This is a genomic window from Klebsiella sp. C239, from assembly GCF_048822715.1.
In the GTDB taxonomy this organism is placed as follows: Bacteria; Pseudomonadota; Gammaproteobacteria; order Enterobacterales; family Enterobacteriaceae; genus Klebsiella; species Klebsiella quasipneumoniae.
Genome location: NZ_JBMEZK010000001.1, coordinates 315,031 through 331,412 on the forward strand (window position 1 = coordinate 315,031; position 16,382 = coordinate 331,412).

The following is a 16,382-nucleotide window of genomic DNA, read 5'->3' on the forward strand; positions in this document are numbered from 1 at the left end:
TTACACCGCCTTACTGGGGTCAAAGGCGTCGCGCACCGCTTCACCGATGAAAATCAGCAGCGTCAGCAGCACGGCGACAGAGAGAAACGCGGCAATGCCCAGCCAGGGCGCCTGCAGGTTGTTTTTGCCCTGCAGGAGCAGCTCGCCGAGGGAGGGCGAGCCGAGCGGCAGGCCGAAGCCGAGAAAATCCAGCGACGTCAGGGTGGTAATAGAGCTGCAGAGAATAAAAGGCAGGAAGGTGAGGGTCGCCACCATCGCGTTGGGCAGCATATGCCGCAGGATGATCTGCCGGTCGCTGACCCCTAACGCCTGCGCCGCCCGGATATAGTCGTAGTTGCGGGTGCGGAGAAATTCAGCGCGCACCACGCCCACCAGCGTCATCCAGCCAAACAGGACGGTGATCGCCAGCAGCCACCAGAAGCCCGGCTGCACGACGCTGGAGAGCAGGATGATCAGAAACAGCGTCGGCATACCGGACCAGACTTCGATAAAACGCTGCCCCCAGAGGTCGATTTTACCGCCGTAATAACCTTGTATCGCACCGGCCAGCACCCCCAGCACGCTGGAGAACAGCGTCAGCAGCAGACCAAACAGTACCGAGATGCGCGTCCCATAAAGGATCCGCGCCAGCACATCGCCGCCGTTGGCGTCGGTGCCGAGCCAGTTGCTGGCCGAGGGCGGCGATGGAAAAGGAACCGTGCTGGCAAAATTGATCGTCGTCGCGCCGAAGCGCACCGGCGGCCAAAGCGCCCAGCCGTGGCTGGCCAGCTGCTGCTGCAGCCAGGGATCCTGATAGTCGGCGGCGGTGGCGAATGCGCCGCCGAAGGTCTGCTCGGTATAGTTTTTTAACACCGGGACGTACAGCTGGCCCCGGTACTGCACCAGCAGCGGCCGATCGTTGGCCAGCAGCTCAGCCCCCAGGCTGCAGAGGAAGAGGATTAAAAACAGCCACAGCGACCAGTAACCGCGACGGTTGTGGCGAAAGCGCGCCCAGCGGGCCTGATTAACGGGACTGAAGAACGACATTAGCGGCCCTCAAAATCAATACGCGGGTCGACCAGCGTATAGCTGATATCGCTGACGATATTCAGCAGCAGGCCGATCAGGGTGAAAATATAGAGCGTGCCGAACATCACCGGATAGTCGCGGGAGACCGTCGCTTCATAGCCCAGCAGCCCCAGACCATTCAGGGAGAACATCACTTCGATCAGCAGCGAGCCGGTAAAGAACATACTGATAAAGGTGGCCGGGAAACCGGCGATCACCAGCAGCATGGCGTTGCGGAACACGTGTCCCCAGAGGATCTGTTTCTCACCGACGCCTTTGGCGCGGGCGGTGACCACATACTGTTTGCGGATCTCGTCAAGGAAGCTGTTTTTAGTCAGCATGGTCAGGGCGGCAAAGCCGCCGATCACCGTCGCCAGCACCGGCAGGGTGATGTGCCACAGATAGTCGAGGATCTTTTCATACCACGGGAGGGTGTCGAAGTTTGGCGAGACCAGACCGCGCAGCGGGAAGAGGTCGAAATAGCTGCCGCCGGCGAAAATCACGATCAGCAGGATGGCGAACAGAAAGGCGGGGATCGCATAGCCAACGATAATCAGCGTACTGCTCCAGATGTCAAAGCGGCTGCCGTTGCTGACGGCTTTGCGGATGCCCAGCGGAATGGAGACCAGATAGATGATCAGCGTGCTCCACAGCCCGAGGCTCACCGAGACCGGCAGGCTGTCTTTAATCAGCTGCAGCACGGAGGCGCTGCGAAACAGGCTGTCGCCAAAATCAAAGCGCAGATAATCGCCCAGCATCTTCAGGTAGCGTTCGTGCAGCGGTTTGTCGAAGCCGTAGCGGTGGGTGATCTCGGCGATGACTTCCGGATCGAGGCCGCGCCCCCCGCGATAGTGACCCTCGCTGATATTGCCGGCGCCGGTGCGGGCATGGCTGGCGCCCATCCCGCCGTCGCCGGCGCCTGGCATTCCGCCGTGCTGACCAAATTCGATGGCGGCGATGGCCTGGTCGACCGGGCCGCCGGGAGCGATCTGTACAATAAAAAAGTTAATGGTAATGATGGCCCACAGGGTGGGGATCACTAACAGCAAACGGCGGATCAGGTAGCTGCCCATGGTATGTCCTTAGCGTCTGTCCGCGGGGAGGGTGGCCGCTTTGTTCGCGTCATACCACCAGGTATCAAGGCCGGACGAATAAATGGGGCGGGTTTGGGGGAACGAGAATTTATTCCACCACGCGGTGCGGTCCTGCGCCATATACCACATCGGCAACATGTAGTGGTTCCAGGTGAGGACGCGGTCCAGCGCCCGGCCAAGCGGGATCAGCTTCTGCTTATTACCCTGCCACTGCAGGATCTGCGCAATCAGTTTATCCACCACCGGACTTTGCACCCCCGGCGCGTTGTAGCTGGAGTGAATATAGTCCGACGCCCAGGAGATTTGCAGGTCAGTCCCCGGCCAGGGCATGGCGCGCCACAGGCTCGGCATCATGTCGTAATCGCGGCGGCGGCGGCGGTTGCTGTACTGCGAGTTATCCACCTGACGAATATCCATGACGATCCCCAGGCGCTGCAGGTTGTGCTGAAACGGCAGCACCCAGCGGTCATTGCTTCCGGCCGGCATCAGCAGTTCAAAGCGCAGCGGCTTGCCGGTGGCGGCGTTAACCCGGCGCTGGTTCTTCACCGTCCAGCCCGCCGCGTTAAGCAGGGCGTCGGCTTGGAGTAAGTTGGCGCGGTCGAAGCCATCGCCGCGGGAGACCGGCGGTTGGTACACCTGGCTGAAGAGCTCGGGGGGCAGTTCGTTTTTCATCGGCGTCAGCAGGGCCAGCTCGGCCGCGTCGGGCAGGCTGCGGGCGGCATATTCGGTGTTCTGGAAATAGCTGTTGGCGCGCTGATACGCGCTGTAAAACAGCGCCTTGTTCATCCATTCAAAATCAAACGCCAGGGTAATGGCCTCCCGCACCCGGCGATCGGCGAATACCGGGCGCTGAATATTGAACGCCAGCCACTGGGTATCCTGCGCCGAGGTGTTGGCATACTCCTCTTTAATGATGTAGCCGCGGCTGAAGTTGCGGCCGACGTAGCGGGTGGCCCAGTTTTTGGCGACCGTCTCTTCCCGGCGGTCGACGGCCCCGGCTTTAAAGGCTTCGAAAGCGACGTTGTCGTCAAGATAATAGTCATAGCGCAGCGTATCGAAGTTCCAGCGACCGCGGTTGACTGGCAGGTCGGCCGCCCAGTAGTCGGCGACCCGGGAATAGGTAATATACTGTCCCATCCGCCAGGCGCTGATGCGGTAGGGCCCGCTGGCCAGCGGCGGCTTTGACAGCGGGTCGCTTAGTTTGTGATGACGCCAGAACGCCTCGGGCATCACCGGCAGGCTCAGCAGGCTCAGCATGTTCTCTTTACCGGGCTGGCCGAGGTCGATACGCACGGTCAACGGCGCGATGGCCTTCACGGTGGTGCCTTTATAAAAGAGGCGGAACTGCGGCACCCCTTCGGTCATAAACTTATTGAAGGTAAAAGCGACATCGCGGGCGGTGATCGGCGTGCCGTCGTGAAAACGGGCGCGCGGGTTGAGGGCGATCTCCATCCATGAATAGTCCCCGGCGTAGCGCGCCCGTTCGGCAATCAGCGGATAGTAGCTGCCGGGCTCATCATCCGAGGTGGTGAACAGGGGATCGTAGAGCGCCTCAGTGCGTACCGCGGGATTGCCGCGCAGCGCGTAGCGGTTGAAGTTGTCAAAGGTGCCAATCGCCGCCAGGGTGAGGGTGCCGCCTTTCGGCGCCTGTGGATTAACATAATCAAAATGGCTGAAACCGGCGGCGTATTTGGGTTCGCCGATAATCGCGAAGGCGACGCTTTCCTGAATGGATTGCGCTTTAGCGCTCAGGCTAAACAGAGCAAGCAGAAGCAGAAAAAGTCGCGCATACATAGGCGGCAGAATACCCTGTCACAGCCGGCCCCCGTGGCCGACTTCTGTTCCCGCATCATAAGTGAGACTTAACGCGTTGTGAAATAATTCGCGGGTTCATCGTGCGCGGCCACCAGCGCCGCCAGCGACAGCGGCCGGCTGATCCAGTACCCCTGCAGGAAATGCACTCCCTGAGCGCGGAGCCACTCCGCCTGCTCCTGGGTCTCCACCCCTTCGGCAACGGTCATCAATTTCAGCCGACGGCTGAGGGTCAGCACCGCATCCAGCACCGGCGAGGTGACGGTTTCGGTGCCGATCGCCTGCACAAAGCCGCGATCGATCTTCAGATAATCGAAGTTATAGCGTTCGAGATAGATCAACGCGCTATGCCCGGTGCCAAAATCATCGATCGCGATTTCAAAACCGTGCTGGTGCAGCCAGGCGAAGTTAGCGACCGATTTTTCTTTGTCAATCATCGCCCGCTCTGTGACCTCCAGCACCACGTGAAAATGGCTGGCGGGCAGCGCGGCGGCGAAGCGCAGCATATCGTCGCGGAAGCTGTCGGCCTGAAGATGGGTGGGGGAAATATTGAGCCCCAGCTTGACGCCGTGCGGCAGAATACGCTTCAGCGCCGGCGCGTCGCGGGCGATCAGCGCCAGCAGGTGATCGGTCAGCGGCACGATCATCTGCTGGGTTTCCGCGAGGTTAATAAAGACGTCAGGCGGAATTTCGCCTACCACCGGATGGCGCCAGCGCATCAGGACCTCCACGCCGCTGATACGCAGAGTCTGGGCATTCACCACCGGCTGATAGACGACGTAGAACTGGTTGTTTTTGATCCCCAGCAGGATGGATTTTCGCGGATCGGATTTGATCGACAGCACGTAATAGCAGAGCAGCCCCGCCAGCAGGCCGCACACCACCCCGAGCAGCAGAGCAAACTGCGTATTTTCCGCCAGCCAGCTGTTGGCATACAGGTAGACCTTGAGGGGGAAACCGTCGATCTGCACTTCGCGGATCGGCACGTTATGCAGCGTTTGCGGATCCACCAGCCGGTTACTGAAGGTGGAGATAGCGGTGTGGCCGATGACCAGCGCAATACCGCTGAAATCATTCTGCCGTGCGGAATAGAGGATATACGGCGTGAGATTGGCGTTAATCGACACGAAAATGCCGCTGTTTTCATCACCGGGTTTGCCTACCCATAGCGCCAGCGCCGCGCTCTTCGGCATCATCGGCGTGCCTGGCAAAATCGCCATATCAAGGGGTTTGCGGATATCAATGGCCGGGATCAGCTGGGTGAGGGGAGTATTCATGGCGCCGGTTGCCGAGGAGCAAAAGGCCACGCCGTTTTTGACCAGCAGGAAAGCGCGGACGTTAGGGCTGAACGCGGCGTGGGAGGTAAGCCCGGAGTCAATATTCTCGCAGGGCTGGTCCACCAGCGGCTGCAGGCCGTCAATGGTCTGGCGCAGGTCGTGAAAATAGCGCTTTAGATAGGTATTAACGTTGTTGATAATGGCGTCGAAACGCTCCGCCCGGTTATGGTAAATCACCATAAATTGAATGCTGCCAGCCAGTAGCGCGACGATAATTCCCACGCACAGGCTGGTTAGCCAGGTTTTACGCTGGGGCGAAAAGTAGCGAGTCAGCATAGCTATAGTCTTTCCGTGTTATTGATGCGCAGCAACGGGTTGTCAGTCGTCGTTTTTCTCATTCCCACTTAAAAGACATAGCTTATTTTGCGTCGTTCAGAATCAGGTGGCAAAAAAAAAACACTGCCGGGGCAGTGTTTTTTATCCCGCTTCCAGCCAAGGGATAACCGGCGGCGGTAGAGGACAGTTTACGAGCGGCTCAGAACTCGACGCGCTTCGTTGTAGCGCTTTTTCCAGTATGGCTCATCCATGCTGGAGATGGTCACTCCGCTGCTGGTAGAGGCGTGAACAAACTGGTTGTTGCCGAGGTAGATCCCGACATGGCGGCCGGTAGAGCCGGCGCGGAATAGAACCAGATCGCCAGTACGCAGCTGGGTACGGGAAATCGATTTTCCGGTTTCCTGCTGTTCAGAAGTTGAACGCGGCAGTTCCAGACCAAATTGTTCGCGGAAGGTGCGCTGCACGAACGCCGAGCAGTCGATACCTTTGCGAGTGCTGCCGCCGAGGCGGTAACGCACGCCTTTCCAGCTGGCATACTGATCCATTAAACGGGACTTCACGTCCAGGTTACGGACCATCGTTTCAAATTCATCCTGAGAGGCTTGCAGTGATGATAAATCGCCACTACCCACAGCATGCGTCTCAGAATGCATATTCCTGGCGGTACTTGTTGAACTACACGCGGAAAGCAGAACCGCTACTGCAATCGCGGGGGCTACCCGCAAGATGTATCTCAAAATCGGCTGAGATTTGACCATGCTGTTTATTTTCCCTTGTTGTCCTTAACGACAATGTCGTTATAAAAAATGCCAAACGTGTTAGAGCCTAAATACCCATCCGCAATGAGACAATTCCTTAAGCTTAAATTTGTGCAGTCACGCACAATTTTATTCAGGGCCTGAATTAATGTTGCGGAAAAGGCAAAACGAGAACGAGATTACCCTATCAAACGCCGCATGGCGAGCGGTTTTGCGCGATTTCTTATAAGTATTTTGGTGACAAAAAGTGAATCATCGGGAAAGGACAAAATTGCGGCAATTACGGGCAAAAAACAGACAATTCCTTCATTTGTCACGGGATTAATGTGACAAGAAGATGAACGCGATGTTGAAAAAAAGGACAATTGAAAAAAGGGACCCAAAAGGTCCCCTTATAGATAATGCCCCTGGCGGCGGCCCGCGGCTTTATTTGGCCGATATTCCGCCGGGTAAGTAGCGATCGAAAAAGGCGATCAGTTTATCGCTCAGCGGCGTCATCAATACCCAGGGCGCGCCAATCAGCACGGCGGTCAGAGAGCCGACGGCAATATCGCTGAACCAGTGGGCGCCAATCATCACCCGCGGGAAAGCAAAGACCACAAATATCACCAGCGCCACGGCCAGCGCGCGGCGGCCAAAATAGCGCCACATAAAGCTCGCGAAGATCAGCAGCATCATCCCATGATCGCCGGGGAAGCTGTCTTTGGAAGCATCCTTAGTGGGGAAATTAACGACGTCGCTGACGCGGGTAACACCGTTAAAAAACAGCGACGGACTGGCGCGCTGAACCGGCATCAGGTGTTGCGCCAGCTGGTTGATGATCACCGCTGCCAGCAGCATCACCACGCCCATAATGGCAATCTGACGACGGCCTGCCGCCGGCGCCTTGAGCCAGTAGCTGAGCATCAGACAACCCATCGCCAGCAGCGAGCAGGCGTCGAAGGCGCGATTGTTGATGATCGCCAGCAGCCAGGCGTAAGCGCGGCAGACGCTGACGCCATGGTTAAAGAAATGGAAGATCGCGGCGTCTACCGGCGCCCACGCGCCGTGGTTGGCTGGCAGATACCAGGAGCAAAATAGCGCCACACCCGCGATGTTAAGCAGCAGGATTAAAGGAATTCGGTTTTTCATCATAGCCATTGCGATTTTGTGACAGTCGGCGGCAACCTTAGCCGCCTTAACTTAAACGAAGCCTCAACAATGAGGTCTGGAGCGCGTTCCAGTCGGCTTCATGGGCGGAGATAAGCTCGATGCGGCTATCGGGCGGGGCGACGCTAAGGGTCTCGATATGCAGATCCTCGCCCTGGCGGTTGATCCGCACCGCCCCTTCGGAAATGCGCAGCACACCTTTGACGCGCGCCACCGGCGCCAGACGGGCCCACTCCAGCAGGGCGATGATGTCAAAGACCGTTTCCGCGTCGAAGATCCAGCCGCAGGCCTGATAGCCCTGGCCGCTGTTAAGGTGGCGTCGCCAGCGCTGGTGTTCCGCCAGACTAAGGGCGGCGAGACCGGCTGTGGGGGGATGGCGGTGGGCGTGCTCCGCGCTCGCCGGCAGCGGGGCGGTGTTGCGCCGCGGTTCATCAAGCAGGGCCAGGTCGATATTACCCTGGGTCGCTGACACCTGGCGGCGATCGCCGCCCCAGCGTTGCCACCAGTCGACAAACGCCTGAGCGCTTTCGGGCGTTTCCCGATCGCTTTTATTGGCCACGATGATATCCGCCGCCGCCAGCTGGTCGCGAAAGTTGTCGTTGTTGACCGCTTTCTCGTCCAGTAGCTGACGCGGATCGAGGATGCACAGGGTCGCGCGCAGATCGATCCAGGGTTCATACACCGCCGCGGTGAGGATATCGAGGATCTGCTTTGGATGGCCAAGTCCGGTGGGCTCAATCAACAGACGATCGGGTTTCCCCTGGCGCAGCAGGGTATTCAGCCCGACCTGCATCGGCAGGCCATTGACACAGCACATGCAGCCGCCGGGGATCTCCTTGAGCAGGGCGCCGCTGTCGGCCAGCAGGGCGCCGTCTATCCCGACTTCGCCAAACTCGTTAACCAGTACGGCCCATTTTTCATCCACAGGCTTCTGCGCCAGCAGATGAAGAATCGAGGTCGTCTTACCGCTGCCGAGAAAGCCGGTGATCAAATTGGTTCTGGTCACTCTTTTCTCCAGGATAAATGTAATGTTGTAACAGTTACGCCTATCCTGACGAAAAAAGAGGGAAAAGAGAAGTCCTGAGGCGGACAGAAGGAAATTCTGTCCGCATAAGCGCAAATATTGTTAAGAATTGAGCGCGCGGGCAACCGCCTCGCGGGCGCCGTGCATCGCCAGCTGCTGCCAGGCGGCGCGGATCCCGGCGACAAACTGCGCGTTGCGCGGCAGGTCGCGGCCAAATATTTCCTCCAGACCCAGCAGGGCGTCAACGCGCTGCTGCTCATCGCTCTGTGCCACCCGCTGCTGGATCTTGTCCACCAGCGGATCGCGGACGTCGATGGCCTGACCGGCATCGTCCGTACCGCTGACGTAGCGCATCCAGCCGGCTACGCCGAGGGCCAGCAGCGGCCAGCGGCTGCCGCGCTCAAGATGCACGCGAATACCGTCGAGCATACGCTGGGGCAGCTTCTGGCTGCCGTCCATGGCGATTTGCCAGGTACGGTGTTTGAGCGCCGGGTTGCTGAAGCGCGCGATCAGGCTGTCGGCATAGGCCGCCAGATCGACGCCGGTAATGGTCAGCGTCGGGGCCTGTTCGTCAAGCATCAGCTGGCGGGCGGCGCGGCGGAAGACCTCATCCTGCATGCAGTCGCTGACGTGCGCATGACCTGCCAGATAGCCAAGCCAGGCGAGGAAAGAGTGGCTGCCGTTGAGCATCCGCAGCTTCATCTGCTCCCAGGGCAGCACGTCGTCGGTCATCTGCACGCCCGCCGTCTCCCAGGCGGGGCGCCCGGCGACAAAGTGGTCTTCGACCACCCACTGAATGAAGGGTTCGCAGCTGATGGCGCAGGGATCTTCCACCCCCAGCACGGCGGCGATTTCCGCCAGCGACTCCGCGGTGGCGGCGGGAACAATGCGATCCACCATGGTGCCAGGGAAGCTAACGTTGTCGGCGATCCAGCTCGCCAGCGCCGGACTGCGTTTTTCCGCCATGCCGAGGACGGCATTTTTCACCACGTGGCCGTTGTCGGGAATGTTATCGCAGGAGAGCACGGTAAAGGGCGACAGGCCTCGTTCCCGGCGGCGGGCCAGCGCTTCAACTAAAATACCGGGAGCCGACTGCGGCAGCGTCGGATTTTCCAGATCGTGAACGATACGCGGATGCGTCGGATCCAGCTTGCCGGTCGCCGGATCGATGCAATAGCCTTTTTCCGTGATGGTCAGCGAGACAATCGCTACCTGCGGCTCGCAAAATTTCTCGATAATCGCCGCCAGCGAATCGAGCCTGGCGTTCAGGCATTCGTGTACCGCGCCGATAACAATGGGCTGATTACCGTCGGCGCCTTTTTCCAGTACGGTAAACAGGTGGTCCTGTTCGCGAAGCTGGCTCATCAGCGTATCGCCGCTGAACAGACTGATTTCGCAGATCCCCCAGTCGCCGCCGATGTTATTCAGCACGCGATCGGTCAGCAGCGCCTGGTGCGCGCGATGAAACGCGCCAAAGCCGAAATGGACAATACGCGAGCGGAGCTGGCTGCGATCGTACTGAGGACGTTGCACGTTTTCCGGTAGCGTAGCGGTTGCAATTGTTGTCATTCTTTACACACCTGTTTAACTGCTTATTAACATTGCCAGTCTAAAGTTATATGACAGGAAATTAAATTGGTAAGCCGAAATTATCCGCTGACTGTGAGCTGGATCAATCAATGCGCCGGCTCTGTTTGCAGCCTGACGAGAAACATGTATGGTAGTCGTCATGATTGTCGCCATTATTGGTATAACAACTTTTGTGAGGGCATAGCGATGGAGCAAACCTGGCGGTGGTATGGGCCGAACGATCCGGTATCGCTTGATGATGTACGACAGGCGGGGGCGACCGGGGTCGTCACTGCGCTGCACCATATTGCAAACGGTCAGGTCTGGCCGGTCGACGAGATTAAAGAGCGTCAGGCGCTGTTAGCGGCGAAAGGGCTGACCTGGTCGGTGGTCGAAAGCATTCCGGTGCACGAGGATATTAAAACCCACAGCGGACAGTATGCGACCTGGATTGCCAACTATCAGCAGAGCATCCGCAACCTCGCGGCCTGCGGCATCGATACCGTATGCTACAACTTTATGCCGATCCTCGACTGGACGCGCACCGATCTGGAATATGAGCTGCCGGACGGCTCCCGGGCGCTGCGTTTCGATCAGATCGCCTTCGCCGCCTTTGAACTGCATATCCTCAAACGCCCGGGGGCGGAAGCGGATTACAGCGAAGAAGAGCAGCGCCAGGCCGAGGCGTATTACAAGGCGATGAGCGAAGCGGACATTGAGAAACTGACCCGCAATATCATCGCCGGCCTGCCGGGGGCGGAAGAGGGCTACACCCTCGACCAGTTCCGCGCGCGCCTGGCGGAATATGACCACATCGATAAAGCGCAGCTGCGCGAAAATATGGCCTATTTCCTGCGGGCCATCGTACCGGTGTGCGAAGAGGTGGGGATCCGACTGGCAGTGCATCCGGACGATCCGCCGCGGCCGATCCTGGGCCTGCCGCGTATCGTGTCGACCATCGAAGATATGCAGTGGCTGAAAGAGACAGTGGACAGCATCAATAACGGCTTTACCATGTGCACCGGATCCTATGGCGTCCGCGCCGATAACGATCTGGTGAAGATGGTGGAAACCTTTGGCGATCGCATCCACTTTACCCATCTGCGCGCCACCTGCCGCGAGGCGAACCCGAAAACCTTCCACGAGGCGGCGCACCTTAGCGGCGACGTCAATATGGTGGCGGTGGTGGATGCGATTCTGCGTGAAGAGCAGCGGCGTAAACAGGCCGGCGATCTGCGCCCGATCCCGTTCCGTCCGGATCATGGTCATCAGATGCTGGACGATCTGCGCAAGAAAACCAACCCAGGCTATTCGGCGATTGGCCGTCTCAAGGGGATGGCGGAAGTGCGCGGCGTGGAGCTGGCGCTGAAGATGACCAAATACCCTGAACTGCTGTAATCGCGGCAACGGGGATAACAAAAAGGACAGCCAGCGGCTGTCCTTTTTTCTGGTCAACTCGTCACGGAAAATTAATCCGCGCGGCCCATATAGCGGCACTCTTCGATATGAATGCGGATTTTCTCACCGGTGGTCAGGTATTCCGGCACCTGAATCACCAGGCCGGTGCTCATGGTGGCGGGCTTGGTGCGGGAGCTGGCGGATGCCCCTTTAATACCCGGCGCGGTTTCGATAATTTCCAGGTCCACGGTCTGCGGCAGCTCAAGCGCCAGAAGCTGGCCGTCCCAGGTCAACACCTGCATATCCGGCATGCCGCCTTCCGGAATAAACTGCAGCTCTTCTTCGATCTGCTCTTTCGTGAAGGTGTAAGGGGTGTAGTCTTCTTTATCCATGAACACGTATTCGTTGCCATCGACATAGGAGAAGTCAACGAAACGGCGGGTCAGGGTCACGGTATCGACGATATCGTCGCCTTTGAAGCGCTCTTCTACTTTCAGGCCGGTACGCACATCGGAGAAGCGCATTTTATACAGTGTCGCAGCACCGCGGGCGCTGGGTGACTGAATATCGATATTTTTCACAATCAGCAGCTTGCCGTTGTAATTCAGCACCATACCTTTTTTAATTTCATTCGCTCTTGGCATTGCAGTAATCCTGTCACTTAACGAGTCAAAAATATCGCGTAAAACTACTCGCGCCCGGGCGTTCAGGCAAGTGGAATTCGCGAGTTTTGCTATCTTCTGGCAAAACGTTTAGGCTGTGGCGCAAAATGAGCGTTTGGGAGTTGGGTTGTGGAATGTCGTACTGATTGTGGCGCATGTTGCATCGCCCCCTCTATATCCTCGCCGATCCCCGGCATGCCGCAGGGCAAGCCGGCCAATACCCGCTGTATTCAGCTCTCCGAGCACAATCTGTGCCTGATTTTCGGCTCCCCACTGCGTCCGAAGGTGTGCGCCAGCCTGCAGCCCTCGCCGGAGATGTGCTTCACTCATCGTGATGACGCCATCACCTGGCTGCTGGAGCTTGAGCTGGCCACCGCGCCCTGAGCTTAAAGCAGCAAATGAGACAGGTTTTTGATATGGACGCTGAGGCCGTCCAGCAGCGCCTGGACGCGTAGCGGAAGAATGTCCCGTCGCTGGTAGATAAGCCAGGCCTGCAGATCGATGCAGCGCTCCTTCTTCAGACAGGGAACCAGCTGTCCTGCCGCCAGCTCGGTGGCGAGTGAATAGTAGGGCGCATAAACGATCCCCATTCCCAGCTTCGCCAGCTCCACCGCCGGCAGCGTGTTATCGCACACGAATCCCCCCTTTACCGTGAGATTGAGCGGTTTGCCGTTTTTGCTTTTGAAGGTCCAGATATTGTCGCTGCCGCCCAGCATGCGCAGGGTGATGCACTCATGATCCACCAGCGCCTCCGGCTCGGCGATAGGGTGTTGCGCCAGATAATCCGGGGAGGCGAAGACGCCGGTGCGAAAGCGGGTGAAGGGGCGGGCGATAAGGTTTTCATTCTGTGGCTTAAAGGGGCTTATCAGCAGATCGCAGTCGCTATTGAAAATGGCGCCGTATTTCTGTTCCCGCTCGCTGGCGTTGCGGGTGACCAGATTGATCTGCAGCTCCGGCAGCGTTTTTCTTAGCGCCGGCAGAATATAGCGCCCGAGAAACTGGTGGATGCCGATGGGCGCCCCAAGGGTGACGACGCCCTGCAGCGTGTTTTTATAACGGTCGGCGAGGTTGATAAGCTGCTCATGCTGCTCAAGAACGGCGCTGCTGGCGTGGATAAACTGCTCGCCGAACTCGGTACGCACCAGTTCCCTGGCGGTGCGCAGAAAAATGGCCAGGCCGACTTTCCGCTCCACGCTGGTCAGCGTCCGTGAGACGTTAGACTGGGGCATATTCAGGCGCTGTGCTGCCCGGCTTACGCTGGCGGTTTCGGCGATGGCGCAGAGGATCCTCAGCTCATCCATTTTAAAGTCTTTCAACATCTTATCGCTGCCTGATATTGATGGTATATCAAAAATGATATACAAGTTTGGCGGAATTGCCATGTGATTTATTGATCTGCTGAACGTATGATGGCCTTTGCCGTGAACAGTCGGTTATTTAAGGAAACCTGTGCGTTTTATTAATTCTTTTGTGGTTATCGACGTCATTAAAAATAACGATCTTCCCGCTGGCTTACTGAGTGTATATGCACCATGCTGCTTAATTATTTTGCTTTATTTGTATTAATACTGGTTTTTCTCATACTGTTTTATGGAGTTATTATTATCCACGATATTCCCTATCACATCGCGCAAAAACGCCAGCACCCCCATCAGGACGCGATTCATGTGGCGGGCTGGATAAGCCTGTTTACCCTGCATGCTATCTGGCCTTTCCTGTGGATCTGGGCCACGCTGTACCGGCCCGATCGTGGCTGGGGGATGGCTTCGCAGTCCGAGGGACATCAGCAGCGAGCGGAGCTGGAAAAACGCATTGCGTTTCTTGAAGCGGCATTAAAAAACAGCCAGCAGGCGTCGGCGGAGAATAGCGAGAAATAATATGGATCTGTTAATTATCCTTTGCTATGTCGCCATTGCCTGGGGCGTGTTTAAGATATTTCGCATTCCAGTAAATAAATGGACAATCCCGACAGCGATATTAGGCGGAATAGTGGTCGTTGGCGCGTTAATATTAACGATGAACTATAACCACCCCTATACGATGCGAGCGCAAAAAATTGTCGTCTCCATTCCGATGGTGCCCCAGGTATCAGGCGAGGTGGTGGAGGTTACCAGTAAAACCAATGTGTTAATGAAGAAGGGCGAACTGCTGTTCCGCATCGACGATACCCGCTACCGCGCGCGGCTGAACAAGCTGAAAGCCGATCTGGCGGCCGAAGAGGCCACGCTGCGGGCGAAGCAGGCGACCATTGACGATGCCCGTGCCAGAGTACAGCAGGCGCAGGCGGAGTACGACCGGGTCACCCGCGACGACCAGCGCTATGCTCAGGGGGCGGCCATGCCGGTGAATCCTTTTTCGGAACAGGATGTGACTCACGCGAGGCAGCAGGTGCAGATCCAGGCGGCGGTCCTGCAGGCGGCGAAAGCGCAATTACAAAACGCCAGAGAGCAGGTATCCGGCCGCTACCACGGGCTGGATGCCAATATTGCCAGCCTGAAATCGCAGATCCTTGAGGCGGAGTATAATCTGGCGCAAACCGTGATTCGCGCGCCGAGCGACGGCTACGTCACCCAGCTTCTGGCGCGGCCGGGGATGACCGCGGTGCGTCTGCCCTTCAAGCCGGTGCTGGTGTTTATTCCCCAGCAAAAGCGCCAGGTGGTGGCGGTATTCCGTCAGAACTCGGTCCTGCGTCTGACGGCCGGGGACAGCGCGGAGGTGGTGTTTAACGGTCTGCCGGGCAGCGTCTACAGCGGTAAGGTATCGCGCGTGTTGCCGACCGTCCCGGACGGCAGCTATCAGGCCAGCGGCGCTCTGCAGGGGCTGAACGCCGGGGCGGGGAAAGAGGGCATTTACGTGCTGATCGACCTCGATCCCCATCCGGAAGTGGAACATTTACCGGACGGGGTCAGCGCCCAGGCGGTGGTATATACCGATTATTTTGCCCATGTGTCGATTATGCGCAAGGTTCTGCTGCGCATGACCAGCTGGCTGCATTATCTCTATCTGGATCACTAATCTCCACTGCCCGGCTCCGGCCGGGCAACCTTATCTATACGTCTCTGATCCGCCACAGGCAGGCCTGGGTGGCGATCCCCATAACCAGCGCTATCCAGAACACCGCATGATAGCTCCAGATCTCTGCCACCACGCCCGCCAGTGAGCCGGCGATGATCCAGCCGACGCGGGTGGTATTGGTGTAGAGGGTGGTGGCCGCGCCCGCCTGCCCGGGCATCAAATCCTGGAAATAAAGCATGCCAATCCCGGCGAGGATCCCGATATAGATGGCGTTCAGCACCTGCATCGCCAGCAGCAGCGCCGGCGTATGCACCGTCAGCATGCCCACATAAAACAGCACCCCAGCCACCGCGGAAAGGCGCATCAGAAAGCGTTTACCGAAGCGCCGGGCGTAGTAACCGGCAATCAGCATAGTGGGAATTTCCAGCCCGGCGGCGGTCCCCATCATCAGGCCGGCCAGCTTCTCCGGCAGATGCAGCTCGTTAATGATAAACAGCGGCATATTAATGATGTACAGGCTGTTGGTGCCCCACATCAGCGTGCAGATGCTGAACAGCAGCAGCGCATCGCGGCGGTGCGTGCGCGGGGCTTCCAGCCGGCCAGTCGCCACCGCCTTCGCTTTGCGCATGCTGGGCAAGAACAGCCAGACCATGATCCCGCAGACGATAAACGCCGCCGCGGCGCTGAGGTACATCGCGGTAAAGCCAAACCCCATCGCCAGGGCATAGGCCAGCGGGGGACCAATCACCCAGGCCAGGGAGACCTGGGCGCGCAAAATGGAGCTGAACATCACCGCTTCGCGGCCGGTTTTGTCGGCATGCTCGCGCGCGAGGGCGAACATCTGCGGGTTGGCGGTCGAACCAAAGCTGCTAAGGAATACGCCGATGAACAGCAAAATGAAATAGTTCCGGTTCCAGGCAAACAGCACGCAGGCCAGCACCCCCAGCAGGCAGCAGACGACAATCAGCTGCTTGCGATCGCCCTGACGGTCAGAACGTCCGGCGAGGAACTGGCTGACCAGAATGCCGATGACGGCGCTGCCGGTAAAAAAGAAACCCACCATCGCCGGGCGGACATGCACTTCATTGGTCAGAAACAGGCTCAGGGTCGGCGTTTGCAACGCCCCGGCAATGCCCGTCAGAAAGGCGACGATCAGGAAGGCGGAAGAGGTGACATCGAACCCGCGTCGGGGAAGGGCGGCGCTTCGGTTTTCCATGTGTTTGGTTTTCTGTAGTTTCAGG

15 protein-coding genes are annotated in these 16,382 nt (G+C 58.2%); 4 read left to right on the top strand and 11 right to left on the bottom strand.

Annotated elements, in window-relative coordinates:
- The 8 genes from ACOI6Z_RS01495 to ACOI6Z_RS01530 all read right to left on the bottom strand — a co-directional run bounded on the left by ACOI6Z_RS01495 (position 1) and on the right by ACOI6Z_RS01530 (position 10,066).
- Positions 1–1,026: a microcin C ABC transporter permease gene (locus tag ACOI6Z_RS01495; RefSeq protein ID WP_023290463.1), complete on the bottom strand. Its 1,026-nt coding sequence runs from the start codon at positions 1,024–1,026 to the stop codon at positions 1–3.
- Positions 1,026–2,120: a microcin C ABC transporter permease YejB gene (locus tag ACOI6Z_RS01500; protein WP_023290462.1), complete on the bottom strand. Its 1,095-nt coding sequence runs from the start codon at positions 2,118–2,120 to the stop codon at positions 1,026–1,028. The genes ACOI6Z_RS01495 and ACOI6Z_RS01500 overlap by 1 nt, the downstream gene beginning before the upstream one ends.
- A gap of 9 nt (positions 2,121–2,129) precedes the next feature.
- Entirely contained in the window at positions 2,130–3,935 is a 1,806-nt protein-coding gene (locus ACOI6Z_RS01505) for an extracellular solute-binding protein (RefSeq protein ID WP_420686814.1), read from the bottom strand.
- A 68-nt stretch (positions 3,936–4,003) separates the two neighbouring features.
- Positions 4,004–5,566 (bottom strand): cyclic di-GMP phosphodiesterase, encoded by a 1,563-nt coding sequence (locus ACOI6Z_RS01510; protein ID WP_065812283.1) that lies wholly within the window; start codon positions 5,564–5,566, stop codon positions 4,004–4,006.
- Positions 5,567–5,754: 188 nt separating this feature from the next.
- The gene (gene mepS, locus ACOI6Z_RS01515) at positions 5,755–6,324 is read right to left on the bottom strand and encodes a bifunctional murein DD-endopeptidase/murein LD-carboxypeptidase (protein WP_004201653.1); all 570 of its coding nucleotides are present in this window, start codon (positions 6,322–6,324) and stop codon (positions 5,755–5,757) included.
- Between the two features lie 426 nt (positions 6,325–6,750).
- Positions 6,751–7,464: a phosphatase PAP2 family protein gene (locus ACOI6Z_RS01520; protein ID WP_074186063.1), complete on the bottom strand. Its 714-nt coding sequence runs from the start codon at positions 7,462–7,464 to the stop codon at positions 6,751–6,753.
- A gap of 37 nt (positions 7,465–7,501) precedes the next feature.
- Positions 7,502–8,479, bottom strand: coding sequence for a CobW family GTP-binding protein (locus tag ACOI6Z_RS01525; RefSeq protein ID WP_065812284.1), 978 nt, complete (start codon positions 8,477–8,479; stop codon positions 7,502–7,504).
- A 120-nt stretch (positions 8,480–8,599) separates the two neighbouring features.
- Positions 8,600–10,066, bottom strand: a complete 1,467-nt coding sequence (locus ACOI6Z_RS01530; protein ID WP_023290456.1) for a mannitol dehydrogenase family protein — start codon at positions 10,064–10,066, stop codon at positions 8,600–8,602.
- Between the two features lie 207 nt (positions 10,067–10,273).
- Here ACOI6Z_RS01530 and uxuA point away from each other — a divergent pair, with 207 nt between their 5' ends.
- Positions 10,274–11,464, top strand: a complete 1,191-nt coding sequence (gene uxuA / locus ACOI6Z_RS01535) for a mannonate dehydratase (RefSeq protein WP_023290455.1) — start codon at positions 10,274–10,276, stop codon at positions 11,462–11,464.
- A 71-nt stretch (positions 11,465–11,535) separates the two neighbouring features.
- Here uxuA and yeiP read toward each other — a convergent pair whose 3' ends face one another.
- The gene (gene yeiP / locus ACOI6Z_RS01540) at positions 11,536–12,108 is read right to left on the bottom strand and encodes an elongation factor P-like protein YeiP (protein ID WP_002912951.1); all 573 of its coding nucleotides are present in this window, start codon (positions 12,106–12,108) and stop codon (positions 11,536–11,538) included.
- Between the two features lie 147 nt (positions 12,109–12,255).
- Between yeiP and ACOI6Z_RS01545 the strand changes: the two genes are divergently transcribed.
- A complete protein-coding gene (locus ACOI6Z_RS01545; RefSeq protein WP_023290454.1) occupies positions 12,256–12,510 on the top strand; it encodes a YkgJ family cysteine cluster protein in 255 nt (84 codons plus the stop codon).
- Between the two features lie 2 nt (positions 12,511–12,512).
- On the opposite strand, the gene ACOI6Z_RS01550 is transcribed toward ACOI6Z_RS01545, so the two are convergent.
- A complete protein-coding gene (locus ACOI6Z_RS01550; RefSeq protein ID WP_032453533.1) occupies positions 12,513–13,445 on the bottom strand; it encodes a LysR family transcriptional regulator in 933 nt (310 codons plus the stop codon).
- Between the two features lie 213 nt (positions 13,446–13,658).
- On the opposite strand from ACOI6Z_RS01550, the gene ACOI6Z_RS01555 reads away from it, so the two are divergent.
- The gene (locus tag ACOI6Z_RS01555) at positions 13,659–14,003 is read left to right on the top strand and encodes a DUF3302 domain-containing protein (RefSeq protein ID WP_050533193.1); all 345 of its coding nucleotides are present in this window, start codon (positions 13,659–13,661) and stop codon (positions 14,001–14,003) included.
- Between the two features lies 1 nt (position 14,004).
- Positions 14,005–15,141, top strand: coding sequence for an HlyD family secretion protein (locus tag ACOI6Z_RS01560; RefSeq protein WP_064157254.1), 1,137 nt, complete (start codon positions 14,005–14,007; stop codon positions 15,139–15,141).
- Positions 15,142–15,175: 34 nt separating this feature from the next.
- Here ACOI6Z_RS01560 and setB read toward each other — a convergent pair whose 3' ends face one another.
- Positions 15,176–16,357, bottom strand: a complete 1,182-nt coding sequence (gene setB, locus ACOI6Z_RS01565; protein WP_032453530.1) for a sugar efflux transporter SetB — start codon at positions 16,355–16,357, stop codon at positions 15,176–15,178.
- Between the last annotated feature and the right edge of the window lie 25 nt (positions 16,358–16,382).